This is a genomic window from Pseudoduganella sp. UC29_71 (assembly GCF_042693265.1).
Taxonomy (GTDB): Bacteria; Pseudomonadota; Gammaproteobacteria; order Burkholderiales; family Burkholderiaceae_D; genus Rugamonas.
In genome coordinates, this window is the sequence record NZ_CP170549.1 from 1,050,813 (window position 1) to 1,076,082 (window position 25,270).

Here is a 25,270-nt window from a genome sequence, read left to right on the forward strand (position 1 = left end):
GTGGTGCAGTCTTATCGGTATGCAGCCACTATACGCTTACTATCCGGTTGCGGCCGCCGCGCTTGGCGCGGTACAGTGCGTCGTCCGCACGCTTGAGCGCGTCTTCGGCGTGGGCGTCGCCCGCCAGGAACTCGCTCAGGCCGCCGCTGATGGTGCCGCCGCCGCCGATGGCGCCCAGCCGCAGCAGGGCTTCGGCCACGCGCAGGCGCAGCCGCTCGGCGATGGGCGCGGCCTGCTCGCGGGTGGTGTGCGGCATCAGCACCACGAACTCGTCGCCGCCCAGGCGGGCCGGGAAGTCGGTGCTGCGCAACTCGTCGCGGCAGACGTCGGCGGCGGCGCGGATGGCCTTGTCGCCGAACAGGTGGCCGAACTGGTCGTTGATGTTCTTAAAGTGGTCGATATCGAAAATCAGTAGCGTGGTCGGCGTGCCGTAGCGCCGGAACACCTGATAATGTTCGGCCAGTGAGGCCATCAGCTTGCGCCGGTTGTACAGGCCGGATAGCTCGTCGCTTTCGCTGTGCAGGCGCAGCTGCGCTTCCAGCTGGTGGCGCGCCGTGATATTGCTGGCCACCCACAGCACGGCGTCCTCGCCGTCCACCTGGAAGTCCAGCGCCTGCACGCGGCCTTCGAACCAGCTGGCTTTCAGCGGCGCCTTGCCGTTCATGCCGAGCAGGTCTTCGCTGTCCAGGCCGTACTCCACCACGTGCAGGCTGCGCGTGGCCAGTGCCTTGTGGATCTCACCCAGGAACCACTCGGCCTTGGCCGGCACCAGCAGGCCGCTCATGGTTTTACCCGCGAGAAAGCCGATTTCATTGTAGTAGCGCACGTCCGCGCCACCGAAAATGGCTGCGTAGCGGCCGCTGCGGGTCAGCAGGAAGGCCGGGTCGGGGAGGGCTTTGAGGACCGATGCGATCTGTTCGCTCGACAGGACAGTCTTGTACAGCATGGAAGTTTTGATTATTGTGCAGTGCCGCAACGGTAGCAGAGCCATGGCCATAAGGCAAGGTGGCGCCTGCCGTGCTCCAGTTCGCCTACCATGGCGCTCATTCTTTCGGGGGAGGGCCGGCCATGTGGATGTCGTTGAAGCGCGCGCTGTGGACATGGATTTTTTCCCTGCTGGCCTGCGCCGGCGCCTCTGCCGGGACGCAGGGCGACCGCGTATCGTTGCAGTATTTCTATCCCGACCTGGATACGCCCACGCGCAGCTTCGCGGCCCAGCTGGTCGATGGCGACGGCGCCGTGTTCCGCAACGTGGCGGGCGTGTTCGACCTCACCATCACCGACACCCAGGTCATCGCCAGCAATTTCAATACCGACGCCATGTGGCTGCGCGGCGCCTTCAACGGCTTTGTGCTTACCGACCTGGACCACCGCTGGCAGCCCTTCGCCGCGCTAGGCCGGCAGACCAATATGGCGGGCTTTTCGCCGGCCAGCGTGTCCATCAGCGGCAACGCGGCCTATGTGAATTGGCAGGGCCTGTCCTTTGACGAGGACACCCAGGTGGTGCTCTACCTGAGTGCCGTGCCCGAGCCGGCCGCCTACGTCCTGCTGCTGGCCGGCGGCCTGATCCTGCTGCTGGCGTTGCGCAAGAGCGGCGCACAGCGCTGATCGGCGCCGCGCGTCGCGCTGACGGGCGCCAGCCCGCGCCGGCTGCTTATTTGCCGGGCGCGCCAGCCTCGCTACTCGAAGCGGACACGGTGGCAGCCTTGTCGCTGCCGGCCTTGTCCGCTTCGATCAGCCGCACTTCCACGCGCCGGTTGGGCGCTTCGCAGGCACGGCGGTCTTTGGCCTTGCCGCAGTTGCTCACCAGCGGCTGCGAACTGCCTTTCGATTCGCTGGCCAGCTTCACTTTGGCCGGCAGGTTGCGCAGTTCGCTTTCCAGGAACAGGCGCACTTCGGTGGCGCGCCGGCCTGCCAGCCAGTCGTTGTAGCTGGCGCTGCCGGTGGAGTCCGCATGGCCGGTGATGATGGCCGCGGCGACGGCGGACGGGCTGTCCTTGATGGTCTGGACCAGGCGGTTCAGCTGGGTCCTGCCTTTCTCGCTGAGCGTGTAGCCATCCGTCTTGAAGGCCGAGTCGCCATAGGTGACGTCGGCTTTTTGCGGGCACGCATAGCTGCTTTTCCCGATTGCCGCGTCGATCTCGCTCAGGCGCAGTTCCTTGACATTGAAATTCACCTCCATGGCGGCGATGTCGGCGGTCGGCACGAATACCCGCAGCACCGCGTGCTTGCCGTCGCTTCCCGCATCGGCCGCGCCCACGCGCAGATACGTTTCCGGCCCCACGCGCGACATGATGTGCACATTGCAAAGCTGGATCGGCTTGGGATTCTTGTCCGCGCATTCGATCCCCAGGATGGGCGCGACGCTGTCGCAAGACTTTGGGGACAGCACGACCTTGTTCGCGCGGAAGTTGCCGCTTTTCGTAATATGCGCGACAGACATCTGCAGCATGGCAGGCGCCTTCATAATGGTGCTTAAAACGATAGGGAGTAGCAGCACAACCGGGATCGCCAGAAACCATTTTCTCCTGTGCTTACGTGACAATGCGCAGTACAGAATAACGCCGCATACACCGGAAAGAAGAAGTGCGTACCAAACGCCCGCTTCGATGAAGGCAAGCCAATCGTCATCCTTGATCGAGGAAGCCTTGGACAGGATGGTGAACAGCACCATCAGCGGCAGAATAGACAGGGTCCCGACAAGCACTCCCCCTAACGCTTTTTTATTGAAGATCTGGTCGAACTTCTTCCTCGCCAGCAGCCGATTCCTGGCACTGTCCTGCGCCGCCTGAACGTGGCGCTCGACATAGCGTTCGAGACGCCGCGTTCTCGCGGCGCGCATACGCAAACCGAAAGCGGCGAGCGCCGTGCCCGCCCAGTTGCAGAGTGCCCATTGCAGCGGCCAGTCCAGGTAGGTGTACAGGTAGGCGTAGCCGGCGAGCAAAGCCAGGCTTAAAAAGCCATATGCCATCCACTCCATTATCTCGGCAATTGCCTTTCCGTTGCGGAGCTTGCCGGGCCGCACCGTAATGAATGGGGCGGAAAACAGATAGGGCGACATCAGCGGTAAAGACAGGCCCGTCGTCAGCAGGACGAGAATGAACGCCATGGGGAGGATATGGCCGGTGACGCCCTGCAGATCGATACCGGGAAAATAATCGATATGGAAGAAATAGCTGAACAGGTTAAAAAAACCTAGCGCCAAGAGCAGCTTGAGTACCGTCTTGTGCAGATCCTCGCTGAGGTAGCCGCTAAGCTTTGGGGATGGAGCGCCAGGCTTTTTTTTGAAAGGAGCGGGGACGGCCATGGGAATCGAGTGAATGGTAAGGCTTGCGATTCTAGCTGCCGGATGATGGCTGAAAACTATCCAAATGCCACGCGGGCGAGGGAGAAAGTGTTGTCGCTCGGGAAACTGACTGGCTATTTTCTTTAATGTTGACGAATTTCGCCTGAGTGCACACTCACAGTCAAAAATCCGGCTTTTTTTGCGTTTTGTTGCCGCACGGATAGTTTTTCTTGGTATGTTAGAGCTTGTAAGCCTTAATCATCAGCACTAACCGCCAAGGAGTCCACATGCCAACCGCCATCATCAAAAAGTTCGCCACCGCGGCCGCGCTGGCCGCCATGGCGCTGGGGACGATGGCGCTGCCGGACAGCGCCTGGGCGCAAACGGCTGCCAAGCGTTCGGACGCCGCGCAGAAGGCCAAGCCGCCGCATCCTCAGCTCAATTTGCCCGACCACAGCAACGGCGAGCTGGCCATCACCCGCCTGGGCGCCAATCTGCCCGCCGTGGCGGCGCACTACGGCAAGAGCGCCGACGCGCTGCGCGCCCAGTTGCGCAAGGACCGCTCGGCCTGGATCGACCGCAGCGGCCGCCTGTACTTCGTGGAGCAGGGCCTGACCGCCTCGCCGTCGGACCTGGTGCAAAGCGGCGCCGTCTACCCCGCCGACCAGACCTTCCTGCTGCATTCGCGCAAAAGCTCCAAGCGCAAGATCTACCTCGATTTCACCGGCCACACCACCACCGGCACCGCCTGGAACACCAGCTACGGCCTGAGCACCATCGTTAGCCCAGCCTTCGACCTGGACGGCCTGCCAGGCACCTTCAATAGCACCGAGCTGGCGATGATCCAGAATATCTGGCGCCGCGTGGCGGAAGACTACGCCGCTTTCGACGTGGACGTGACCACCGAGGAGCCTCCGGCCGACCAGATGACGCGCACCTCTTCGCTGGACGACACCTATGGCGTGCGTGCGGTCATTACGCGTAACTTCACGGCCGGCACGGCCAAGGGCGACTGCGGCTGCGGCGGTTTCGCCTACGTGGGCGTGTTCGACGCCACCAGCGAAGCCAACAAGCCCGCCTTCATCTTCCAGGACAAGCTGGGCAACGGCGAGAAAGCCATCGCCGAAGCGACCTCGCACGAGGTGGGCCACACGTTGGGCCTGTCGCACGACGGCACCAGCACGGTGGGCTACTACGCCGGCCACGGCAGCGGCGCCACCGGCTGGGCGCCCATCATGGGCGTGGGCTACAACAAGGAACTGACCCAGTTCAGCAAGGGCGAGTACCTGGGCGCCAACAACACCGAGGACGACTTCCTGGTCATGCAAAGCAACGGTCTGCTGTTCGCGGCTGACGATTTCGGCAATACCATCGCCACCGCCGCCACCCTCACGCCAACGGCCGTCAGCGGCATGAACACCTACGACATCCTGGGCGTGATAGAGACGCCGGACGACGTGGACATGTTCCGCTTCGACGCCGGCGCCGGCATCGTCACCATCAACGCCAAGCCCTTCGAGCGCGGCCCCAACCTGGACATCCTGCTGCAGCTGCGCGACGCGGCCGGCAACCTGGTGGCCGAGGCCAATCCGGCCGATGCGCTGAACGCCACCGTGTCCGTCAACCTGCCCGCCGCCGGCACCTACTACCTGAGCGTGGAAGGCACGGGCATGGGCGATCCGCTGGGCACCGGCTACAGCTCTTACGGCAGCATCGGCCGCTATGTGGTGGCAGTGTCCGCGCCGGTGCCGGCGGCCGGCGCGCCGGTGGCCGTCATCGGCACCAGCGCCACCTCCGGCCCGGCGCCGCTGAACGTGTCCTTCTCGGGCGCCAATTCGAACGGCTCCGGCAGCGCCATCGTCAGCTACGAGTGGAATTTCGGCGACGGCACGCCGCTGGCCAGCGGCGTGACCGCCAGCCATGTGTACAACGCCGGCGGCAGCTACACCGCCTCGCTGAAGGTGACCAACAGCGCCGGCTTCAGCGGCAGCAGCACGGTGGTCATTACGGCCACCACGGCGCAGCCCAAGGTCTACGCCAGCGGCATCACGATGGCGCTGGTGGCGCCCAACCGCCAGCAGGGCTATGCGCAGGCGACGGTGACGGTCAAGGACAGCAGCGGCAAGCTGATTCCGAACGCCACCGTGTCCGGCACCTGGAGCGGCATCGTCAGCGGCGCCGCGTCGGGCGTAACCAATGCCAGCGGCGCCGCCACCATCAATTCGGCCTCCAGCAAGAAGAGCGGTACGTTCAAGTTCACCATCACCGGCATCACGGCCGCAGGCTATACCTACGACGCGAGCCTCAACACCATGAGCAGCAACGCGATTTCGCGCTAATACTGTCGAAGACTGTCTAGGACTGTCCCGCACGGTTTTCAGGGCGCGGCGCCCGATTCGGCGCCGCGCCTTTTTCCATGGCTGCCGCCAGCGCCTTGACCACCGCGTCGGCGATATCGTCCTGCACCATCAGCAAATCGGCCACCGGCTTGTCGTAGCTGCCCGACCAGACAATGAAGCCGCTGTCGGCCTTGATGAGCCGCGCCGCCACGCGCAGCGTGCCGCCGGATTTGCGCACGCTGCCGTCCAATATATAGCTGACGCCCAGTTCCCTCGCGATCTCCGCCGGCGCTTTTTGCTTGCCCTTGTAGTAAAACGACGAGGTCGGCCCCGGTACTTTCAGTCCCGGCAATCTGCTGAACCGGTCAATCAGCTCTTCCGTCATGCCGTCGGCGAAGGTTTCATGCCCCATGCCATCGGTTAAATCCGCAAAGGGCAGCACGGCAACCGAACGCAGCGTTGGCGCGGCGGGCAACGCCACGCCGGTACGCGTGCCTGTGAGCCAGAACGCCGCGCCGGCGAGTGCGCCTGCACCTGCCAGCAGCCAGGCGCGGCGGCTGCGCTTCGCAGGCGGGGACGGCAGGGCGGCTTGCGGCGCCGGCATGCTCCACGGCGCCACCTCGGCCACCATGCGATATCCCTGGCGCGGCACCGTGATGATGTAGCAGGGCTGCTTCGGATCGTCGCCGAGCAGGCGGCGCAGCGACGCGATCGCCTGGTACACGGAATCCGGCGTGACCACCACGCCGGGCCAGACCGAGGCCAGCAGTTCGTCCGCGCTGACGGTGCTGCCGGGCCGCGCTGTCAGGCACATGAGCAGGCGCAAGGTGCGCGGTTCGAGCCGGACGGTGGCGCCTTCCCGCGTCATTTCGCTGAGCGCGGTATCGACGCACCACGCGCCTACGCGCAGCTTGCCGCCGGGGACGGTCTCGATGGGGTCCTGATTTTCTTGTATTTTTAGCATGGCGCGATTATAGCCGAGCGCCGTGGCGGCGCTTTCAGAAATTTTCAGGCCGATTTCAGACCGAATTCAGGCCGTTTTCAGGACTTTTGGCTGCTCCGGGCGCATTGTGCGGGCTCACCTTTGATGAAACGGAGCCTGTATGACTGCTGTTCACATTCCCCTCTGGATCTGCTGCGTGGGGCTGGCCGCCTCGCTGACAGCGAATTGCTGCAAGGCGCAGCCGCAGCCGAGCTGGACTACAACTGACAACGGACAGGACGTGAACTGGGAGGATGCGAAAGCATTCTGCGCCGGCGTGGGGCCTGGCTGGCGCTTGCCGCGCCCGGACGAGCTGTCCGGCTTGTACAGCGCCGCGCAGCGCGAAGGCAGGTCGGTTCCCTGCGCCGGTGCCAGTTGCGCAGCGCCGCCCACGTTCAAGCTGAGCGGAAGCTGGTTCTGGAGCGCCAGCGACCTGAAGAAGAACAGCAGCGAATCCTCGCCGCTGCTGGCCTGGGGCGTGCAGCTGGTGAACGGCAGCCAGAACCAGACCTTCAAGTTCATGCCGCACGGCGCCCGCGCGCTGTGCGTGCGCGATTAATCGTATCCAGACACGGAGCCTGCTCAATGAAATATCTGTTACTGCCGCTGTTGCTGCCCCTCGGCCTGCCTGCATTCGGTGCGGAAGCGCTGCCTATCGTCGCGCGCCATTGCGCCGTGGTGTTCCAGTGGAACCACTTTGGCTATTCCAATCCGGTCGCGCGCCTTGAGAAGATGGAAGGTACGCTGGTGCTCGATGAAAAGGACCTGGCCAAATCGTCCGTCACGGTGAGCATGCCGCTGGACGGTCTGCGAACCGGTGTCGATGCGTTGGACGAGCACTTGAAATCGGAGGATTTCCTGGACGCCGCCAATTATCCCGCCATCACATTTACCAGCACGGGGATCGAAAAAGGGCCGATGGGCACCTTCAGCATCGCGGGGAGGCTGGTCGTGCACGGCGTGACCAGGCCCGTCGTGCTGAAGGGGAGAATCAACAAGATCAGCACCGATCCGGTAACGAAGAAGAGCCGGGCTGGCTTCGATGCCGAGGCGATGCTGAGGCGGTCGGACTTTGGCGTGGGCAAATATGTGCCGTCGGTCGCGGACGAGCTGCATGTCCGGATTACCCTGGAGGCCGGCGGCTAGCGCCCCGGGTCCGCAGCGGCCGTTCCGCGCGCGCGCGCAAGGCTGGAGCGCGCGCCGGCCATGGCCTGCAAGCGCTCCTGCAGGTAGCCGCTCAGGCGCGGGTGCTGGCTGAAGGCGACGTTGAAGCGGATGTGCTGGTCGGGCGTGTCGTTGGCCGAGAAGGCGGCGCCGCGCATCAGCAGCAGCTTGTTCTGGTAGGCGTCCTGCACCAGCAGGTCCACGTCCACGCCGTCCGGCAGCGTACCCCACAGGAAGATGCCGGCGTCGCCGGGCTGCTCGAACAGCACGCCCGCCGCGCTCAGCTGGCGCGTGCTGGCGTTGCGCGCCGCCATGATCTTGCGCTGCAGGCGCTCCAGGTGCTTGCGCAGGTTGCCGGCCTTGAGCACTTCCAGCAGCACGTATTCGTTCAGCGCCGGCATGGTCAGGATGGAATGGATCTTGGTGCGCATCAGCACCTTGAGCAGGGCGGGCGCGGCTGCCAGATAGCCCAGCCGCAGCGCGGGGCTGAGCGCCTTGCAGAAGCTGGAGTAGTAGATCACGCCGTCGAGTCCCGCCAGCGACGCCAGGCGCGTGCTGTGGCCGTGCTGGAAATGGCCGTGCACATCGTCTTCGGCGATCAGGAAGCCGTGCTGCTGCGCCAGCATCAGCACCTTGTGCAGATTGGCCGCGCTGCTGCTCCAGCCGGTGGGGTTGTGCAGCGCCGTCTGCATGAACAGCAGGCGCGGGCGATGTTCGCGGCAGGCCGCTTCCAGCGCGTCCAGGTCCAGGCCGTCGGGACCGCGCCGCACGGGCACCAGGCGGATGCCGTCCTGGCGCAGCCTGCCGAACATCAGGAAATAGCCGGGGTCTTCCACCAGCACGGTGTCGCCGGCCTGCAGGAAGCTGCGGCAGATCAGGTCGATCGCATGGGTGCCGCCGTAGGTGGTGAGGATGTGGCCCGCGTCGGCTGCGATGCCGATGCCGCGCAACAGCAGCGCGATGTGCTCGCGCAGCTCCGGCAGGCCCTGCGGCGGACAGCGCGAGGCCATGCCGGCGGCGCTGCGCGCCAGGCCACGTTGCACGGCGGCGGCCGGCACCGCGTCCTGCAGCCAGGTGGGCGGCAAGGCGCCGCTGCTGGCCAACAGCACGCCGGCGCGCTGGTCGTTGGATTGCTGCGCCAGCCACACCGGCTCCTGCTCCTCGCCCGCTTCCAGCGCCACCTCGTCGGGCAGCGGCTTGCCGGCGTCGTGCGGCGCGCACACGAAGAATCCGGCCGTGCCGTGGGAATCGATCACGCCTGCCGCCACCAGCCTGTCATAGGCCACCACCACGGTGTTGGTGCTCACTTCCAGCTGGGTGGCCAGCTGGCGTATCGACGGCAGCCTGGCGCCGCCGGGCAGGGCGCGGCTTCCGACCATATGGCGCAGCCGGGCCTCGATCTGCGCGGACAGGGCGATGGGAGAGGAGCGGTCGATGGCGAACATGGTGGCAGTCTAGCGCAAAAACGTCACGGCCAGGACCAGCAGCGTGGCGGCCATGGTCAGATTGAAGATGCGCTGCTTGCGCGGGTCCTGCAGCAGCCGGCGGATCGACATGCCGAACAAGGCCCACATGGTGTTACAGGGCGCGCCCACCACGGCGCCGATCACGGACACCAGCAGAGCGCTGGAGACCGTGTCATGCGAGGCGGGCATGAAAACCGAGGCCATGGTGATGGCCTTGATCCAGCTCTTGGGATTGAGCGCCTGGAACACTGCGGCCTGGGCAAACGACACCGGTTTGGGCGCCTGCGCGCCGCTGGCCGACGCTCCGCCCAGCTTCCATGCCAGGAACACCAGGTACAGCGCGCCCGAAATGCGCAGCACCTGGTGCGCCAGCGGGTAGATCGCAAACACGCTTCCCAGCCCGAGGCACATGAGCATGGTCTGCACGAACAGGCCGGCCTGGATGCCCAGGATGACCGGCAGCGCGCCACGGCCGCCGAAATTGGCGCCGGTGGCGGCCAGCATGACGTTGTTGGGGCCTGGCGTGGCGGACATGACGAGGCAGTAGCTCATCAGGGGAATAAGTTCAGTCATGGATGCGTCCGCAGCGTTGGAATGGCACCAGTCTAGGAGCGCGGCGCAGCGGGGACAAGACACAGGGCGGCGGGTACAGACCCATGCTGTATCAGTCGGCGGGCAGTGACAGTTGGCGGCAGCGGGACGCAAAAAAGGGCTGCGTGCCGAAGCATGCAACCCTTTTTCCGTACTGCGAATTCGTGGTAGGCCGTGCGGGATTCGAACCTGCGACCAACGGATTAAAAGTCCGCTGCTCTACCAGCTGAGCTAACGACCCGAAAGAGGCAGCATTATAGGGCGGCTTGCGCGTTTCGGCAAGCCCCGTTTCTTATTCGCCGATTTCGTCCGGCACGTCCAGCCAGACGATGCGGCCGCCGCCGGTTTCGGCCAGGCGCGCCATCAGCGCCACGGCGGCGCTGTCCTGCAGGCTGAAGTCGAATTGCACCAGGTCGGCGTGCTGCACCTGGTCCAGGCGCGCTCCGGCCAGTTCGATCTCGCGCCGCATCAGCCCTTCCAGCGCGTAGGGCACGGCGCAGCGCAGCGCGCGCAGCTTGACGATGGCCACCTTCTCGGCGCCCAGCAGCGCCTGCGCCACGCTGTCGGTGTAGGCGCGCACCAGGCCGCCGGCGCCCAGCTTCACGCCGCCGAAATAGCGCACCACGGTGGCTTGCACGCCTTCCAGGTCCTGGTGGCGCAGCACGTCCAGCATGGGGCGGCCGGCGGTGCCGCTCGGTTCGCCGTCATCGACGGCGGCGGACTGGCCGCCGGCCAGCAGCGCCCAGCAAACGTGCGCCGCGCCCGGATGCTGCGCCCATAATTCGGCTACCACCTTCTGCGCCGAGGCGCGGTCCGCCATCGGCTGCACGCAGGCGATGAAGCGGCTTTTCTTGATGATCAATTCGTGGTGGACGGCGGTGGTGATAGTCTGCGGCATGGCGCGATTGTACAGCCTTGCTATACTCGCCCCCAACTCAACCTAGCGATACTTTATGACCAGCACCACCGAAGAACACGACCCGGGCGACGACGATCTCCTGTGCCAGCAACTGGGCTTGCCCGCCAAGGGCGTCAGCCTGGTGAAGATGGAGGGCCGCGTCTTCCTGCGCATGGCCGGCGAAGTGAAGGCCGAGGGCTTGACCGTGCCTTACCAGCTGGTGCCGGCGCAGGGCGTGCTGGCCAAGCCGTCCAAGTGGCGCAAGATGGACAACGAGGCGCGCAGCGCGCTGCTGCGCGAGCGCAGTGCCGACAAGGCCATCCACGAGCTGCACGAACACGTGACCGGCTTCGTGCACGAGATGGCCGCCGCCGCCGAGGACTACGACCTCGACGCAATGAGTTTCCTGCATACGCTGGCCGACATGCAGACATCCTCGCCGGCGGGCGAAGTGTTCGACCGCATCCGCCAGCGCCTGGACCACGCCATCGAGCGCCAGACCGAGGAGCGCTACGCCGAGCGCACCAAGCAAAGCATCAACCTGGCGGAGTATCCGGATTCCTTCGAGGTGGCCAGCCGCCTGCCGCGCCGCTTCATCGCGCTGCTGGGACCGACCAACTCCGGCAAGACGCACCGCGCCATCGAAGCGCTGGCCAAGGCGCCCAGCGGCATCTACCTGGCGCCGCTGCGCCTGCTGGCGCTGGAGAACTACGAGCGCCTGCAGGCGTTCAAGCAGCACGGCAAGCCGCTGGCGGTGAGCCTGGTGACGGGCGAGGAGCGCCGCCTGGCCGAAGGCGCCACGCACGTGGCCAGCACGGTGGAGATGCTGGATACCCGCACGCCGGTGGACGTGGCGGTGATCGACGAGATCCAGATGCTGGCCGACCGCGACCGGGGCGCGGCCTGGACCGCCGCCGTGTGCGGCGCGCCGGCGCGCACGGTGTACCTGGTGGGGGCGCCGGAAGCGCGCCGCGCCATCGAGGCGCTGGCCGAGCGGCTGGAGTGTCCGCTGGAGGTGCATGTATTGAAGCGCAAGGCGCCGCTGTCGATGGAGCACACCTCGGTGCGCAAGGTGCGCAATCTGCGCAAGGGCGATGCGGTGATCGCCTTCTCGCGCCGCGAGGTGCTGATGTGGCGCGACATGGTGACCGAGGCCGGGCTGTCGGTGGCCACCGTGTACGGCAACCTGTCGCCCGAGGTGCGGCGCGCGCAGGCGCAGCGCTTCCGCGAGGGGCGGGCGGACGTGGTGGTGGGCACGGATGCGATTGCGATGGGCTTGAACATGCCGATTTCGCGCATCGTCATGACCACCAGCGTGAAGTACAACGGCTACGAGGAAGAAGAGATCTCGGCCGCGCTGGCGCGCCAGATCGCGGGCCGGGCAGGGCGTTACGGCATCCACGAGGAAGGCCTGGTGGCGGGCTTCGACGATGAAACGCACCAGGTGATGCGCGCGCTGCTGAAGGAGAAGCTGGCGCCGCTGAACACCAGCGGCTTCTCGGTGGCGCCCACGCTGGAGCACTTGCACCGCATTGCGTCGGTGACCAGCGAAACGTCGCTGGCCAAGCTGCTCAAGCGCTTCGTGCACAACATCGACGTGCCGGACGGCTTCTTCTATCCGCGCATTACGGAAGACCAGTCCAGCCGCGCGGAGTGGCTGGACAGCCTGCCGCTGTCGGTGGCCGACAAGTTCACGCTGTCGCTGGTGCCGGTGTCGAGCAAGGTGATGTCCCTGCAGCGCGCGTGGGAGCATTGGGCCATGTCGCTCTCGCGCGGCAAGGCCACCCGCCTGAAGGCGGACGATTATGCGCTGTCCTACCTGTCGCTGCAGGAAGTGGAAGACACCTGCCGTTTGTATTCCGCCTACGCCTGGCTGGGCTACCGGCTGCCGGAGTTCTTCCCCGATATCGAACTGGCGCAGGAGCTGTCGCGCCACGCGTCCGAGCGCGTGGATTCGATCCTGCAGGAGCAGAACGCCGTCAACCGCAAGCGCAATCCCAAGCGCTTCCGCTAACGGCGCCCCCTGAAGGGCGGGCGCTTACGGCCGTTCCAGCGTCACGCTCATCAGGCCGATCACGCTGTCGTTGCTGAGCGTGCGAACGGTCAGGCTGCGCAAGGGCTTGCGCGGATCGAGTGCGATGGCCAGCGCAGTGGCTGCGCCACCCGGCACCACGCCGCCGCTGCTCTGCAAGCGCACCGCGCCGGTCTTCAGGTCCACGCGCGGAGGGACGGGCTGTGGGCGGTTGAACTGGTAGTCGTCGATAAAGTAGTCCTGCTCGATGGGCCACCAGTTGACGGGATTGTGCAGCGCGAGGCGCGCGCTGCTGCCGTCCGCGTAACGCACCAGCACCTCGCCGTTGTCGATGCGGCTTTGCATGAAGTTGGTGGAGCCGGCCATCAGCAGCCAGGCCTGGCGCGCCTTGCCTGTGAGCGGGACCTCGGCTGACTTGGGATAGTTGTCCCATTGGGAGGTGAAGATGATGTTGCGGGCGTCGGCCGCGCCGGGCGTGACGAAGCTGACGCCGTTGGGCATGCGCAGCTTGCCGCCGTTGGCCGCCGCCGTTGCGCGCACGCCGCTGTCGTCGATTTCCGCCGTGGCGTTGACGTGCCCGGCCCACGCGCCTATACCTTGAGCGGGCAGCGCAAGCGAGACATGCGGCGAGCGCGGCGACTGGTATTTGCCCGGCTTGAAGATCTCCGTTACCTTGTCGTTGAAGTAGGGCTCCAGGCTGACCGCCTCCAGGACGGCATTGTTTTTGTCGGCGCGCCAATCCGTTGCGGACGGTAGCGCGGCTGCGCTCACTGCATGCTCGCTGCGGGGAACGCCGCTTGCCGGCGGCGCGGCCGCAGGCGCGCCGGCCCATTCAATCACCACCGCCGCCTCGCGCGCCATGGGAGTGTCGATCAGCAGTGCGCGCTGGCCGGCTGCGGCGGGATCGGCTCGCCACTTCGCCGTCGCACCGTTGATGGTGACGCCTTGCACGCGCTGGTAGGCGGCAGGAATGCGCAGCACGAGTTTGCCGAAGCGCGCTGCGGGCTGCGAAATGGTCCAGCGTTCGCGCTTGCCGCTGCGCGCGAAATCCACACCCACGTCGGGATGCGCCAGGCGCGCGCGCTGCCATGCCGACGGAAAGCCCGGCCGCACCGTCAGCGTGCCTGCCAGCGCATCCGGCGCAATGCCGAACAAGCCTTCCACTATGGCGCGCGACGTTACGCCCGCGCCATCGGCGAAGTCGCGCTGCGATTCGCGGCGGTAGGCGTCCAGGTAGTTCATGCTGCCCACGTTGCCGGGCGAGATACCCATATACATGCTGGCCAGCAGGGCGCTTTTTGCCAGCACGAAGGCGTCTTCCGTCCGGCCTGCCTGCCACAGCGCCAGCGCCGTGTGCATGTTTTCGCCCATCACCACGTTGTTGATGGACCAGGAGTAAGGCATCCAGTTTGTGGTCGGCAGCACCTGGTAGGCGGCGTCGGTCGGCACGCCGGGGCCGCTGACGGGGATCGGCTTCAGGTGCCGCTTGAGCGAGGCGGCCATGCGCCAGGCTTCCTGCGGGGTGGGCACGCCGGAATCGATGGTGTGATAGAAGCTCCACAATGCGTAGCTTGGGTGTACCAGTTGCGCGCCCAGCAGGTCCTTGTACTCCGCGAATGCGCCTTGCTCCGGCATCCACAGGTAAGCGCGCATCGCCTGCGCGATCAGGTCCGCTTCGCGCTCATACGGCGCTGCATCCTTGCCGAGCAGGCGGGCGATGCGCGCCGCGCTGCGGTTGGCGTAGACGTTGTACGCGGACGCGTGGGCGGCGCCGCCGCCGTTGTAATACAGGTCGTCGCTGGCCCAGATGTTGGCGTAGGCTTCGTACAGCGGCAGCTTGCGCGGGCCGAACTCGCGCCGGAACAGGCGCCGCTCCCAGGCCAGGTGGCGCTCGATGACCGGCCATGCGCTGCGGGCGTATTCCAGGTCGCCGGTCCACAGCAGGTGCCGGAACAGCGCGTCCATGAAGACCATGTTCATGTCGTAGTGCGAGTTGGACAGGTCGCCGTTCGAGTGCAGGCCGGCTTCGTTGCGGGCCAGGTTGGTGGCGGTGTCGGCAGGCGGCAGCGCGTCCGGTATCGGCTGGGTATTCTGGCGCGGCGTCCAGGCGTCGAAGTTGCTGCGGGCGCGGGCGTGCCAGCCGAGGGCGTCCAGCGCGTACGGGCCGCGCCAGCCCAGCAGCTTGGTGCGCCAGGCGATGGCGCCATGCATGATGGCCTGGTCTGCTTCGTCCCACAACGCGTCGGCGGCCACGCCGAGCGCGCCCACCGCTGCGTTCAGATAGGGATCGGGCGTGTCGATGCTCACTTTGCTGCGCAGGGCCGCGAAGTGCTGCTGCGTTTCGGCGAACAGTGCCGGCAGCCGGGAGCGGGCATACAGCGGGTCGAGCGGAACCAGCTTCTTGGGACGCGCAGCGGGCTTGCCGGCGGTGACGGCTTTGTACTGGTCGAGATCCTGGGCCGGCGCGCCGCCCGGCAAGCGCTGCAGCGACAGCAGCAGCGGTACGCCGTTCTCCAGCGCCACGCGGCCGACGATGATGGGCGCAGCGTCGGGCGCAGGAGGGGCTGCGGATGCCAGCAGCGCGGCCAGTGCGTTCCACTGCGCGCCGTCCGCAATGCGCAGCGTGCTGCCCTCCGGCGCCACGCCGGCGATCGCGGCGACGCGGCTGTTCACGGTGTAGCCGTCGGAGGTGAGCGCTATCTGGTTGCCGCTGGCGTACTCCGGCTTGAACTGGAAGTATTCGCTGATGGCTACCTTTTCAGTGCCGATGTCCCCGTCGCGCACGCCGCGCGCGCCGTTCACGCCGCCGTATGCCCACACCAGCTCCGCTCCCGGCGCCAGGCCCTGCGCCTCGGCGCGCACGATCAGTCCCTCGGTGCGCGCGTACGCCAGCGCCGCCACGCTGATGACCGCGTTGGTCCCGAACACCGGATCGCGGATCTCGTAGCGCAGCTCGCCGGGCCGGTAGCGCGTGGTGATGGCGGCGGCGTCATGCAGCCACACTGCGCCGGCCGCGGTGCGCACGGCCAGCCGCAGGTTGCCGCCCCGGCCGGGCAGGTAGAGCAGGAATTCCGGCTTGTCGCCGCCGTCCGCGCGGAAGGCTGTGTTGCCACCGTAGAGCGACCGGTTGAAGAACTCCGCGCCGTTGTCGATGACGAAGTCCTGCCCGTCCGGCCGGTAGCGCAAGGCCTGCTGCACGCGGCCCTCGAGGTTGGGCCGCAGCCCTGCGGTGGCGGAAGGCGCGGCGCCGGCGGCGGCCATGGCCGAGGCGGCGGCCTGCGCCAGTATGGCTGCGGCCAGCGTACGGCGGGCGAAGCGGTTCATCGTGTCCCCAGCAGTGGATATCCCGCAGATGATAGCGGCAGCGGGCGAGGCTGTGCAGCCCGGCCGGATCATCTTCGTGATTGTTCGCGCGGGGGCCGGACGCTGCCGCAAACCAGGCATGGATTCGTGCAGTTCAACCCCGCGAAAACGCCGTTCATCCCAAACCGCATGTGGCGCCGGCTGCTGTTGTTTAAAGTATTAGCAACCGGCCACACGAATGTTGGCTGGCCCTGGCAGTTTTTTCCGATCGTATAAATACTATGGATGGGCCTTATCATGAAAAAAATCATTCTGGCAGCGATGCTTGGCGTAGCTTCGCTGGCTGCGTTTGCGCAAACCCCACAGGGCGAGGAATCGGTACCTGTTCCAGGCCGCGCGCTCAAGATCGAATTGCCGGAAATGCCGCTGCATATGGACCGCGACCAGAGCAGCGCCTTCCGTGGCAGCTACTCGCTGTCCAACGGCCAGACGCTGCATATGCGCCAGTACGGCTCCGGCCCGGCGCTGTATGCTGAGATCGACGAGCAAGGCCCGCGCAAGCTGGTTGCCGCCTCGCCCCGCACGTTCGTGGCGAAGGACTTGTCGCTGAAGATTACGCTGGACATGAAGCCGGACGGCGATGCCGGCGGCGAAGTGCTGATGAAAGTGCCTGCCCAGCGCATGGCTGACGGCACCTTGAGCCAGGCCAAGGTGGTGTCCGCCACGGTGCGCTGAGCGGCCGGTCCGGCGCTGCGCAACACAGCGCACGATTGCGCATGATTCATGCGCCTGTCATTTTACGTCCCTAGAATCCGCCCATTGTTAAATTTTCAAGGGGCGGATAATGAAGCATGTACAGGGCTTGATGATGGTTTGCGCCGCTGGCGCGCTGAGCGCGTGCGGCGGGAGCGATGGCGTAACCCTGCCCACGCTGGACGGCAAACCGGCGCTGGTGCTGGCGCACCGCGGCGCGGGCGGCACGCTGCCCGAGGAAACCGTGGAGGCCTACGCCCGGGCCATCGACCAGGGCGCCGACGCCATCGAGCCGGACGTCATCTCCACCAAGGATGGCGTGCTGATCGCACGCCACGATCCCAACCTGGCCTTCAGCACCGACGTGGCGCAGCATCCCGAGTTCGCCGCGCGCAAGCGCAAGCTGAGCGTGGATGGCGAGCTGCAGGAAGGCTGGTTCGCCAGCGACTTCACGCTGGCCGAGATCAAAACGCTGGGCGGCATTTCGACCGACGCCGAACGGCCGCAGGAATTCAACGGCAAGTACAAGATCGCGACCATCCAGGAAGTGATCGACATGATCAAGAAAAGCGGCCGCAATATCGCGCTCTACGCGGAAACCAAGAACCCCACCTTCCACCGCCAGCAGGGACTGCCGCTGGAAGACAAGCTGCTGGCGCTGCTGGCCGCCGCCGGCTGGACCGAGCGCAGTGCGCCGGTGTTCCTGCAAAGCTTCGAGCCGGGCAGCCTGAAATACATGCGCGGCAAGGGCTCCACGCTGAAGATGGTGCAGCTCATCGACGCCGACGACGTGGACCTGAAAACCGGCGCGCTCACCTTCGCCGCGCCGTACGACCGCCCCTACGACTGGGCGCAGGCGGGCGACCAGCGCCTGTTCAGCGCCATGGTGACGCCGGCCGGCCTGGCCGAGATCAAGACCTATGCGGACGGCATCGGCCCCTGGAAGCGCTACATCGTCAGCGTGAAGGGCACCGTGGGTGCGGACGGCAAGGTGGCGGACGTGAACGGCGACGGCAAGGTGAACGAGGCCGACACCACGTCGCAGCCGGCCAGCACGCTGGTGGCGGACGCGCACAAGGCCGGGCTGTTCGTGCATCCCTACACCTTCCGCAACGAGCAGCGCCGCCTGGCGTCCGACTACAAGGGCGACCCCAAGGCCGAGTTCAAGCAGTTCTACGCGCTCGGCGTGGACGGCGTGTTCGCCGACTTTGCCGACACCGCGCTGGCGGCGCGTGCGGAATACCTGAAGGAAGTGGGCTACTGACAACGCTCGTTTGTCCAGGCAGCAGCCATCGTTTTGTCTATGCAGCCACGGTACGGTATGATGTTGCCCAATAGACAAAGGAGTTGGTTTGCGTTTCCTACTGGTCCTGTTCGCCGTGCTGGCATGGCTACAATTTCCTGCGCGCGCGCAGGCGGCGGCGACGGTCTTGCTGCCGGCCGCCCAGGAAAAAGCGCTGAGCCAGTATCGGCTGGATGGCTGGCAGATCGAGCAGGGCTTGCCGCAGAATGCGGTGGCGGCGCTGCTGCATACCAGCGACGGCTATCTGTGGGTGGGCACGCTGGGCGGCCTGGCCCGCTTCGACGGCGCCCGCTTCACCACGTTCGACGCTTCCGAGTTCGCCGAGATCGCGTCCCAGCCGGTTCTGGGGCTGATGCAGGACGCGCAGCAGAATCTCTGGATAGGCCACAACAAGGGCGCGGCCATCTACCGCGACGGCAAATTCCGCCAGGTGTTCTCCGCCGGTCCGCTGGGCGACCAGCGCGTGTGGGCGTTCGCGCAGGCGCCGGACGGCGCGGTGTGGGCCGCCACCAGCAGCGGCTTGCTGCGCTGGGACAAGGGCGCCGTCAAGCATTACCGGGAGGCCGACGGCCTGCCCACCGACCGCCTGCGCGCGCTGGCCTTCGACCGTGACGGCGTGCTGTGGATCGCCAGTTCCGGCGGCGGCCTGGTGTCGTTCAAGGATGGCCGCTTTCATGCGCTGACGCCGGACAACGGTTTCCCCATCTGCAGGTGCGCTCGGTATTGGCCGACCCGGCCGGCGGCGTGTGGGCGGCCACGGCTGGCGGCGGACTGGCGCGCGTCAACGGCGGCAAGATCAAGGTCTACACGGTGGCCGACGGCCTGCCGACCGACCAGCTTACCGGCCTGACGCGCGACAGCCACGGCACGCTGTGGATAGGCACCTGGGGCAATGGCGTGGTGCGCATGGTGGGCGAGCATTTCAGTGCCATCGGCACCGGCGGCGGGCTGGCCGGCGACCATATCTGGTCCATCCAGACCGACCATGAAGGCAGCGTCTGGGTCGGCACCTGGGTGAGCGGGCTGGTACGGCTGCGCGACCGCGCTTTCGGCGTGTTGGGCGTGCCGGAAGGGCTGTCGCACGACAATGTGCGTTCCGTGCTGCACGCGCGCAACGGCGTCACCTGGGTGGCCACTGCGGGCGGTGGCCTGAACCGCATCGACGCCGGCGGCATCACCGTGCTGGGGAAAAAGGATGGCCTGCCCAGCGAGGAGATTTCCAGCCTGATGGAGGACCGCGACGGCGCACTGTGGATAGGCACCTATACCGGCGGCGCGGCGCGCCTGCAGCAGGGCAGGGTGAGCGTGTACGGCACGGCCGAGGGTTTGCCCAGTTCGGAGGTGCGGGTGCTGTACCAGGACCGGCAGGGCGTGGTCTGGGCCGGCACCCAGTCCGGCATTGCGCGGCTCGACGGCAAAGGCTTTACGCCGGTGCGCGCGCCGGGGGCGCCCTCCGGCGGCGTGTCGTCCATCCTGCAGGACAGGAGCGGCACGCTGTGGTTCGGCACCACGGGCGAAGGGCTGGCGCGCTACCGCGACGGCGCCTTCAAGGCCATGACGGCGGCGGACGGCTTGCTGTCGAACTGGATCATGTCGCTGTACGAGGATGCCGGCGGCACGCTCTGGATAGGCAGCAACGGCGATGGCCTGAACCGCTTGCAGGGCCGGCGCCTGAGCGCCATCCGCCCGGCGGACGGGCTGTGGGACGGCACCTGCCTGAGCATCCAGGAAGACCGCGCCGGCTACCTGTGGGTGACCGGCAACCGGGGCTTCTACCGCGTGGCGCGCAGCGAACTGGATGCGTTCGCGGAAGGACGCGTGGCCAGGGTGGCGTCCAACGGCTTCGGTCCCGGCGAGTCCATGCGCAGCACCACCTTTGCCGGCGGCTTGCAGCCCACCGCGGCGATGGATGCTGCGGGTAATCTGCTGCTGCCGTCGGCCAAGGGCCTGGTGATGGTGGACCCGCGCCACCTGCCCGATACCAACCAGCCGCCGGCCGTGCGGCTGGAGCGCGTGGTGGTGAACGGCAGCATGCGCAGCGCGCCCGTGCAGGCGGCGCTGGCGCTGCCTCCCGGGCCGGTCACGCTGTCCATCCAGTACAGCGCCCGGACGCTGCTCAATGCCGAGCGGGCGCGCTTCCGCTACCAGATGGAGGGGCTGGCGCCGGGCTGGATCGACGCCGGGCCGAACCGCGAAGTGTCTTTCCCGGCGCTGGCCCATGGCAGCTACCGCTTCCGCGTGGCCGCCACCATAGACGGCAAGCGCTGGAGCGAGGCCGGACCGCCGCTGGTGGTGACGGTGCAGCCGGTACTTTTACGAGACCTTCTGGTTCGTGGGCCTGCTGCTGACCGGTGCGGCGGCCGGCATCTACGCCATGTTCCGCCTGCGCGTGCGCCATTTGCGTATACGCCACGTGGAGATGGAGCGCCTGGTGGCGCAGAAGACCGAAGCGCTGAAGCAGGCCAACGAGCACCTGTCGCGGCTGTCCTTCGTGGACGCGCTGACCGGGCTGGCCAACCGCCGCCGCTTCGACGAGGTGCTGCGCGAGGAATGGAACCGGGCCAGCCGCAGCGGCGCCCAGCTGGCGCTGGTGATTGCCGACATAGACAGCTTCAAGCCGTACAACGACGCGCTCGGCCACCAGGAGGGCGACCGCTGCCTGGCCGCCGTGGCGGCCGTGTTCCTCAACCACGCGCGGCGCGCGGGCGACCTGGCGGCGCGCTACGGCGGCGAGGAATTCGTGTTCCTGATCGCCGGCACCGGGCGCGAAGCAGCGCTGGCGATCGCCGAGGAGTTGCGCGGCGCCTGCGAGGCGCTGGCGATTCCGCACCCTGCCTCGGCGGCCGGCCCGGTGGTCACGCTCAGCCTGGGCGTGGCGGCCTGTCGCCCGTCCGACGGCGTGTCCATCGACGCCCTGATCCAGGAAGCGGACGAGGCCTTGTACCGCGCCAAGCGCGGGGGGCGCAACCGCGTCTGCTGCTAGTTGATATAACCGATCAACGAGATCACAGGCCGCCGGACGAAGCGGTCATCGTATCGGTGGCGAACAGGCCGATCAACGCCAGTACCCAGATGACGACGCCTGCCACGCACCATGCGATGTTGGCGCCGGTCAGCTTGTCGTTGCTGCTGCCTGTGGGATCGCCGCAGCGCGCATTGATCTGGCTCTGCACCGGCAGGAAGCAGAACGCCAGCGGGATCAGCACCAGCAGCGACAGCCAGTCGGTGTAGGGCGAACCGATGGCGCGGCTGGAGGTGCGGCTCAGCACATTGCTCACCACCAGCAGCCCGACGATGGTCCATGCGCTGGCGTTGTTGTTCCATTCGCCCGGCGCATCCTCCTGTTTGTGCGTCTTCACGTTGCGGAACAGCGAGTGCATGAAGAACACGCTGAAGATGGCGCGCGGCACCGGCCACAGCTTCTCGCCGGTGGCCTGGCGGTACAGCGCCCAGTTCTTGTACATCCAGTACACCTGGTACATGCTGAGCGTGGCGAAGAACAGGATCAGGAATTTGCGCGGCGAGACGACGTAAAACGGCACGCCGGCCAGGCTGTCGGCGGCGGGACTGAGTTCAGCTTTCGGTGGTGCGTAGACGTTGTCGTTCATTGGGGCTGCTCGTAGAAGGGTTGATCGTGGGCCGATAGTAGCGTCTTCATAAAACACCAATACTATTCAATTGTCACTGAGGTATGATAGTTTCATCCTCATTCGCCGAGAGACTTATCATGCCGACATCCCTTTTGCTTGCGAAGAATGACCAACTGGTGCTGGAGATGCTATCCAGCCTGGTGAACCGCCACGGCTGCATCACCGGGGCCACCGGCACCGGCAAGACGGTTACGCTGCAAAAGATCGCGCAGTCCCTGTCCGACATCGGCGTGCCGGTGTTCATGGCCGACGTCAAGGGCGATTTGTCCGGCATCGCCAAGGCCGGCACGCTGAGCGAAAAGATGGGCAAGCGGCTCGAAGCCCTGAAGGTGGAGCCGCCGCAATGGGCAGGCTGCCCGGTAACGTTCTGGGACGTGTTCGGCCAGCAGGGCCACCCGGTGCGCGCCACCGTGTCCGACCTCGGGCCGCTGCTGCTGGCGCGCATGCTGAACCTGAACGATACGCAGGAGGGCGTGCTGCAGCTGGTGTTCCGCATCGCCGACGACAACGGCCTGCTGCTGCTCGACACCAAGGACTTGCGCGCCATGCTGCAGCATGTGGGCGACAACGCGGCCGAGTACAAGACCAGCTACGGCAACATCAGCGCGGCCAGCATCGGCGCCATCCAGCGCGGCCTGATCGCCATCGAGGAGCAGGGCGGCGACCAGTTCTTCGGCGAGCCCATGCTCAACATCGACGACCTGCTGCAGACCGATGCGCGCGGCAAGGGCGTGGTCAACATCCTGTGCGCGGACAAGCTGATGAACGCGCCGCGCCTGTACGCGGTGTTCCTGCTGTGGATGCTGTCCGAGCTGTTTGAAAACCTGCCCGAGGTGGGCGACCTGGACAAGCCCAAGCTGGTGTTCTTCTTCGACGAGGCGCACTTGCTGTTCGCCGAGGCGCCCAAGCCGCTGCTGCAGAAGATCGAGCAGGTGGTGCGGCTGATACGCTCCAAGGGCGTGGGTGTGTTCTTCATCACGCAGAACCCGCTCGACATTCCGGACACCGTGCTGGGCCAGCTCGGCAACCGCGTGCAGCACGCGTTGCGCGCCTATACGCCGCGCGACCAGAAGGCGGTAAAAGCGGCCGCCGAAACCTTCCGTCCCAATCCCGCGCTGGACGTGGCGCAGGTGATCACGGAGCTGGGCGTGGGCGAGGCGTTGGTGTCCTTCCTGGACGAGAAGGGCACGCCGCAAGTGGTGCAGCGCGCCTTCATCCTGCCACCGGCCAGCCAGCTCGGTCCCATCGACGCGGCCGAGCGCAAGGCCGCCATGGACAGCTCGGTGGTGGCGGGCGTGTATGAAAAAGCTGTGGACCGCGAATCGGCCTACGAGAAACTGAACAGCCGCCTGGCCAGCGGTGCGCGCCAGGCGGAAGCCCCAGCGACGGGACGGGGCGCCGAGCCGGCCCGGCGCGAGGCTCCGGAGCCTCGCCAGGCAGAGGCGCCGGCGGAAGAAGGCTCGGTATTCGGCGACGTGCTGGGCGGCCTGTTCGGCGGCGGCAAGGGCGCCGGCAAGCGCGACACGGCGGTGCAGGCCATGGTGAAATCGGCCGCGCGCAGCATCGGCTCCCAGGTCGGCCGCGAGATCATACGCGGCGTGCTGGGCTCCATCATGAAGAAGCGTTGACGCGGCGGGCCTACTTGATGGCGACCACCATCGAGTCCGGCCCCACCAGGTGCTCGACGCGGGTGCCGCTGAAGCCCGCTTCCCTCATCCAGGCGGCGCAGTCCGCGCCGGTGTAGTCGAAGCCGCCGGGCGTTTCGATCAGCATGTTCAGGCTCATCATCAGGCCGAAGGCGTTCTGCGAACGGTCGTCGTCGATGATGGCTTCGTACACGATCAGCGCGCCGCCCTTGGGCAGGGCGTTGTAGGCCTTCTGGAGCAGCATTTTCTTGGTGGGCAGGTCCCAGTCGTGCAGGATGTGCCCCATCAGCACCACGTCCGCCGCCGGGATATCCTGCTCGAAGAAATTGCCGGGCTCGAACACCAGCCTGCCGGCCACGCCGGCCGCCGCCGCATAGTCCTCGAAGATGGGGCGCACTTCCGGCAGGTCGTAGCCCCGGCCCGCCAGGTGCGGATTGGCCAGCGCGATCTGCACCGCCAGGTCGCCCTGCGCGGTGCCGACATCGACAAAGCTGCTGTAATCCTTCCAGGGGAAGCGCTGCGCGATCGCCATATTGGCGCCGTGGCTGATGCCGGTCATGGCCGCCAGGAAGCCTTTCAGGCGCTCCGGGTCGGCGTACAGCGTCTCGAACAAGCCCGCCTGGCCCGACTTGACCTCGTTTTGCGGCAGGCCGGTGCGCAGCGCGGTGGTGAGATGGCCCCAGAACGGGTAGAGCCGGTTGTTGGCCATCTCCAGGATGCCGCCCACGTAGGACGGCTTGCCCTTGTCGAGGAAGAGGGCGGTTTCCGGCGTGTTGGCGTAGACGCCGGCCTGCCGCCGCAGGAAGCCCAGCGCCACCAGGGTATCGAGAAAGTCGCGCGCCGAGCGCGCGTGCAGGCCCAGCCGGGCTGCAAGCGGATCGAAGGCCAGCGGGCCGTCGGCCAGTTCAGTGAACACGCCCAATTCAATCGCGCTCAACAGCGATTTTGAAGCCCAAAACGCCATGCCGGTTTGAAGGATTTTCTCCGGACTCAACTGATCGCTCATGGTTTGCCCTCCTGTTGGTACCTACGGAGCATACGGAGTCTACGATTCTACGCTTATTTGCTCAGAATTCCGGCGATCTGGCTAGACTGGTCAATTTGCGCGGAGGCGCGCATACTCGGCGCCTCCACCGGCCAGCCAGTCCCGAATCCGCCATGCATCCGCACCAAGCCGCCACCGCCATTTCCGACGCCAGCCCCAGCCGCGAAGAGCTGGAACAGCACCTGGCGCAAGCCACCCGCCATTTCATCAACTGCGACTTCACGCAGGCCGACCTGTCGCGCCTGGACCTGCAGTCGTGCACCTTCGAGCGCTGCGTGTTCAGCGAAACCGTGCTGTACGCCTGCAAGCTGTCCCACTCCAAGTGGCTGCGCTGCCGCGCCGGCGGGGCGGACTTCGAGGCGGCCGAGCTGGTGGACGCGCAATTCCAGGGCTGCGACCTGAACAACACCAAGTGGCGCCGCGCCAAGCTGGCCTCGGCCAGCTACCGGGGCTGCAAGCTCACCGGCGCATCGTTCGAAGAAGTGTCCCACCTGGGCGCAGCGTTCGAGGACTGCCTGCTGGTGGGCGCCGACCTGCGCGGCTTCTCCTTCCGCAAGGCGGAGCTGAAGAATCTCGACTTCTCGGACGCCGACTTGTCCGGCTGCGATTTCAGGGACGCCGTCTTTGAAGGCGGCAGCCTGCGCGACGCCATGTTGAAACTGGCCAGGTTCGACAACGCCGACTTGCGCAGCGCGGAGATCGGCGGCATGAAGCTGAACGACGCCAGGATGTTCCGTGGCGCCGTCATCTCGCACGCGCAGGCGGCCAGCGTGCTCAGGGAAATGGGGCTGGTGGTGATGTAGTCAGCGGAT

21 protein-coding genes, 1 tRNA gene and 1 pseudogene are annotated in these 25,270 nt (G+C 66.4%); 12 read left to right on the plus strand and 11 right to left on the minus strand.

The features are described 5' to 3' along the window. Positions 1 to 28 precede the first annotated feature (28 nt). Positions 29 to 946 carry a GGDEF domain-containing protein gene (locus tag ACFJI2_RS04620; protein ID WP_377703949.1) on the minus strand — a complete coding sequence of 306 codons (918 nt, stop codon included), beginning with the start codon at positions 944 to 946 and terminating at the stop codon, positions 29 to 31. Between the two features lie 122 nt (positions 947 to 1,068). Between ACFJI2_RS04620 and ACFJI2_RS04625 the strand changes: the two genes are divergently transcribed. Further along, positions 1,069 to 1,608, plus strand: coding sequence for a PEP-CTERM sorting domain-containing protein (locus tag ACFJI2_RS04625; RefSeq protein ID WP_377703950.1), 540 nt, complete (start codon positions 1,069 to 1,071; stop codon positions 1,606 to 1,608). A 46-nt stretch (positions 1,609 to 1,654) separates the two neighbouring features. Here the strand turns inward: ACFJI2_RS04625 and ACFJI2_RS04630 are convergent, their stop codons facing one another. Continuing rightward, entirely contained in the window at positions 1,655 to 3,307 is a 1,653-nt protein-coding gene (locus ACFJI2_RS04630; RefSeq protein ID WP_377703951.1) for an OmpA family protein, read from the minus strand. A 266-nt stretch (positions 3,308 to 3,573) separates the two neighbouring features. Between ACFJI2_RS04630 and ACFJI2_RS04635 the strand changes: the two genes are divergently transcribed. Then, complete coding sequence (locus ACFJI2_RS04635) at positions 3,574 to 5,625, plus strand: PKD domain-containing protein (protein WP_377703952.1); 2,052 nt, start codon at positions 3,574 to 3,576, stop codon at positions 5,623 to 5,625. Between the two features lie 16 nt (positions 5,626 to 5,641). Here ACFJI2_RS04635 and ACFJI2_RS04640 read toward each other — a convergent pair whose 3' ends face one another. Further along, entirely contained in the window at positions 5,642 to 6,589 is a 948-nt protein-coding gene (locus ACFJI2_RS04640) for a winged helix-turn-helix domain-containing protein (protein ID WP_377703953.1), read from the minus strand. Positions 6,590 to 6,728: 139 nt separating this feature from the next. Here ACFJI2_RS04640 and ACFJI2_RS04645 point away from each other — a divergent pair, with 139 nt between their 5' ends. Next, on the plus strand, positions 6,729 to 7,166 hold the full coding sequence (locus ACFJI2_RS04645) for a hypothetical protein (protein ID WP_377703954.1): 438 nt from the start codon (positions 6,729 to 6,731) through the stop codon (positions 7,164 to 7,166). 26 nt (positions 7,167 to 7,192) lie between these two features. Then, entirely contained in the window at positions 7,193 to 7,753 is a 561-nt protein-coding gene (locus tag ACFJI2_RS04650; RefSeq protein ID WP_377703955.1) for a YceI family protein, read from the plus strand. On the opposite strand, the gene ACFJI2_RS04655 is transcribed toward ACFJI2_RS04650, so the two are convergent. The 4 genes from ACFJI2_RS04655 to ACFJI2_RS04670 form a co-directional block, all read right to left on the minus strand. Continuing rightward, complete coding sequence (locus ACFJI2_RS04655) at positions 7,750 to 9,216, minus strand: PLP-dependent aminotransferase family protein (RefSeq protein WP_377703956.1); 1,467 nt, start codon at positions 9,214 to 9,216, stop codon at positions 7,750 to 7,752. The genes ACFJI2_RS04650 and ACFJI2_RS04655 overlap by 4 nt on opposite strands. A 9-nt stretch (positions 9,217 to 9,225) precedes the next feature. Then, positions 9,226 to 9,810 (minus strand): LysE family translocator, encoded by a 585-nt coding sequence (locus tag ACFJI2_RS04660; protein WP_377703957.1) that lies wholly within the window; start codon positions 9,808 to 9,810, stop codon positions 9,226 to 9,228. Between the two features lie 183 nt (positions 9,811 to 9,993). Beyond that, positions 9,994 to 10,069 (minus strand) — tRNA-Lys (locus ACFJI2_RS04665). 51 nt (positions 10,070 to 10,120) lie between these two features. Further along, positions 10,121 to 10,726, minus strand: coding sequence for a YigZ family protein (locus tag ACFJI2_RS04670; protein WP_107874662.1), 606 nt, complete (start codon positions 10,724 to 10,726; stop codon positions 10,121 to 10,123). A gap of 55 nt (positions 10,727 to 10,781) precedes the next feature. Here ACFJI2_RS04670 and ACFJI2_RS04675 point away from each other — a divergent pair, with 55 nt between their 5' ends. Beyond that, complete coding sequence (locus tag ACFJI2_RS04675; protein WP_377703959.1) at positions 10,782 to 12,740, plus strand: helicase-related protein; 1,959 nt, start codon at positions 10,782 to 10,784, stop codon at positions 12,738 to 12,740. A 24-nt stretch (positions 12,741 to 12,764) separates the two neighbouring features. On the opposite strand, the gene ACFJI2_RS04680 is transcribed toward ACFJI2_RS04675, so the two are convergent. Continuing rightward, positions 12,765 to 16,082 carry a DUF4450 domain-containing protein gene (locus ACFJI2_RS04680; protein WP_377703960.1) on the minus strand — a complete coding sequence of 1,106 codons (3,318 nt, stop codon included), beginning with the start codon at positions 16,080 to 16,082 and terminating at the stop codon, positions 12,765 to 12,767. A gap of 276 nt (positions 16,083 to 16,358) precedes the next feature. Between ACFJI2_RS04680 and ACFJI2_RS04685 the strand changes: the two genes are divergently transcribed. The 4 genes and pseudogenes from ACFJI2_RS04685 to ACFJI2_RS04700 form a co-directional block, all read left to right on the plus strand. Next, positions 16,359 to 16,796 (plus strand): hypothetical protein, encoded by a 438-nt coding sequence (locus ACFJI2_RS04685; protein ID WP_377703961.1) that lies wholly within the window; start codon positions 16,359 to 16,361, stop codon positions 16,794 to 16,796. Between the two features lie 109 nt (positions 16,797 to 16,905). Next, positions 16,906 to 18,078, plus strand: a complete 1,173-nt coding sequence (locus ACFJI2_RS04690; RefSeq protein ID WP_377703962.1) for a glycerophosphodiester phosphodiesterase family protein — start codon at positions 16,906 to 16,908, stop codon at positions 18,076 to 18,078. Between the two features lie 88 nt (positions 18,079 to 18,166). Next, positions 18,167 to 18,967: a two-component regulator propeller domain-containing protein gene (locus ACFJI2_RS04695; protein ID WP_377703963.1), complete on the plus strand. Its 801-nt coding sequence runs from the start codon at positions 18,167 to 18,169 to the stop codon at positions 18,965 to 18,967. Continuing rightward, a pseudogene (locus ACFJI2_RS04700) lies at positions 18,928 to 19,725 on the plus strand (two-component regulator propeller domain-containing protein); the annotation flags it as partial. The gene ACFJI2_RS04695 and the pseudogene ACFJI2_RS04700, both read left to right, overlap by 40 nt. A gap of 164 nt (positions 19,726 to 19,889) precedes the next feature. On the opposite strand, the gene ACFJI2_RS04705 reads toward ACFJI2_RS04700, so the two are convergent. Then, positions 19,890 to 20,237: a hypothetical protein gene (locus ACFJI2_RS04705; RefSeq protein WP_377703964.1), complete on the minus strand. Its 348-nt coding sequence runs from the start codon at positions 20,235 to 20,237 to the stop codon at positions 19,890 to 19,892. A gap of 212 nt (positions 20,238 to 20,449) precedes the next feature. On the opposite strand from ACFJI2_RS04705, the gene ACFJI2_RS04710 reads away from it, so the two are divergent. After that, positions 20,450 to 21,100 (plus strand): GGDEF domain-containing protein, encoded by a 651-nt coding sequence (locus ACFJI2_RS04710; protein ID WP_377703965.1) that lies wholly within the window; start codon positions 20,450 to 20,452, stop codon positions 21,098 to 21,100. A gap of 22 nt (positions 21,101 to 21,122) precedes the next feature. Here ACFJI2_RS04710 and ACFJI2_RS04715 read toward each other — a convergent pair whose 3' ends face one another. Then, on the minus strand, positions 21,123 to 21,725 hold the full coding sequence (locus ACFJI2_RS04715; RefSeq protein ID WP_377703966.1) for a hypothetical protein: 603 nt from the start codon (positions 21,723 to 21,725) through the stop codon (positions 21,123 to 21,125). Between the two features lie 119 nt (positions 21,726 to 21,844). Between ACFJI2_RS04715 and ACFJI2_RS04720 the strand changes: the two genes are divergently transcribed. Beyond that, entirely contained in the window at positions 21,845 to 23,395 is a 1,551-nt protein-coding gene (locus tag ACFJI2_RS04720; RefSeq protein WP_377703967.1) for a helicase HerA-like C-terminal domain-containing protein, read from the plus strand. A 10-nt stretch (positions 23,396 to 23,405) separates the two neighbouring features. Here the strand turns inward: ACFJI2_RS04720 and ACFJI2_RS04725 are convergent, their stop codons facing one another. Further along, the gene (locus tag ACFJI2_RS04725) at positions 23,406 to 24,419 is read right to left on the minus strand and encodes a methyltransferase (protein ID WP_377703968.1); all 1,014 of its coding nucleotides are present in this window, start codon (positions 24,417 to 24,419) and stop codon (positions 23,406 to 23,408) included. A gap of 152 nt (positions 24,420 to 24,571) precedes the next feature. On the opposite strand from ACFJI2_RS04725, the gene ACFJI2_RS04730 reads away from it, so the two are divergent. Then, the gene (locus ACFJI2_RS04730) at positions 24,572 to 25,261 is read left to right on the plus strand and encodes a pentapeptide repeat-containing protein (protein WP_377703969.1); all 690 of its coding nucleotides are present in this window, start codon (positions 24,572 to 24,574) and stop codon (positions 25,259 to 25,261) included. Positions 25,262 to 25,270: the final 9 nt, after the last annotated feature.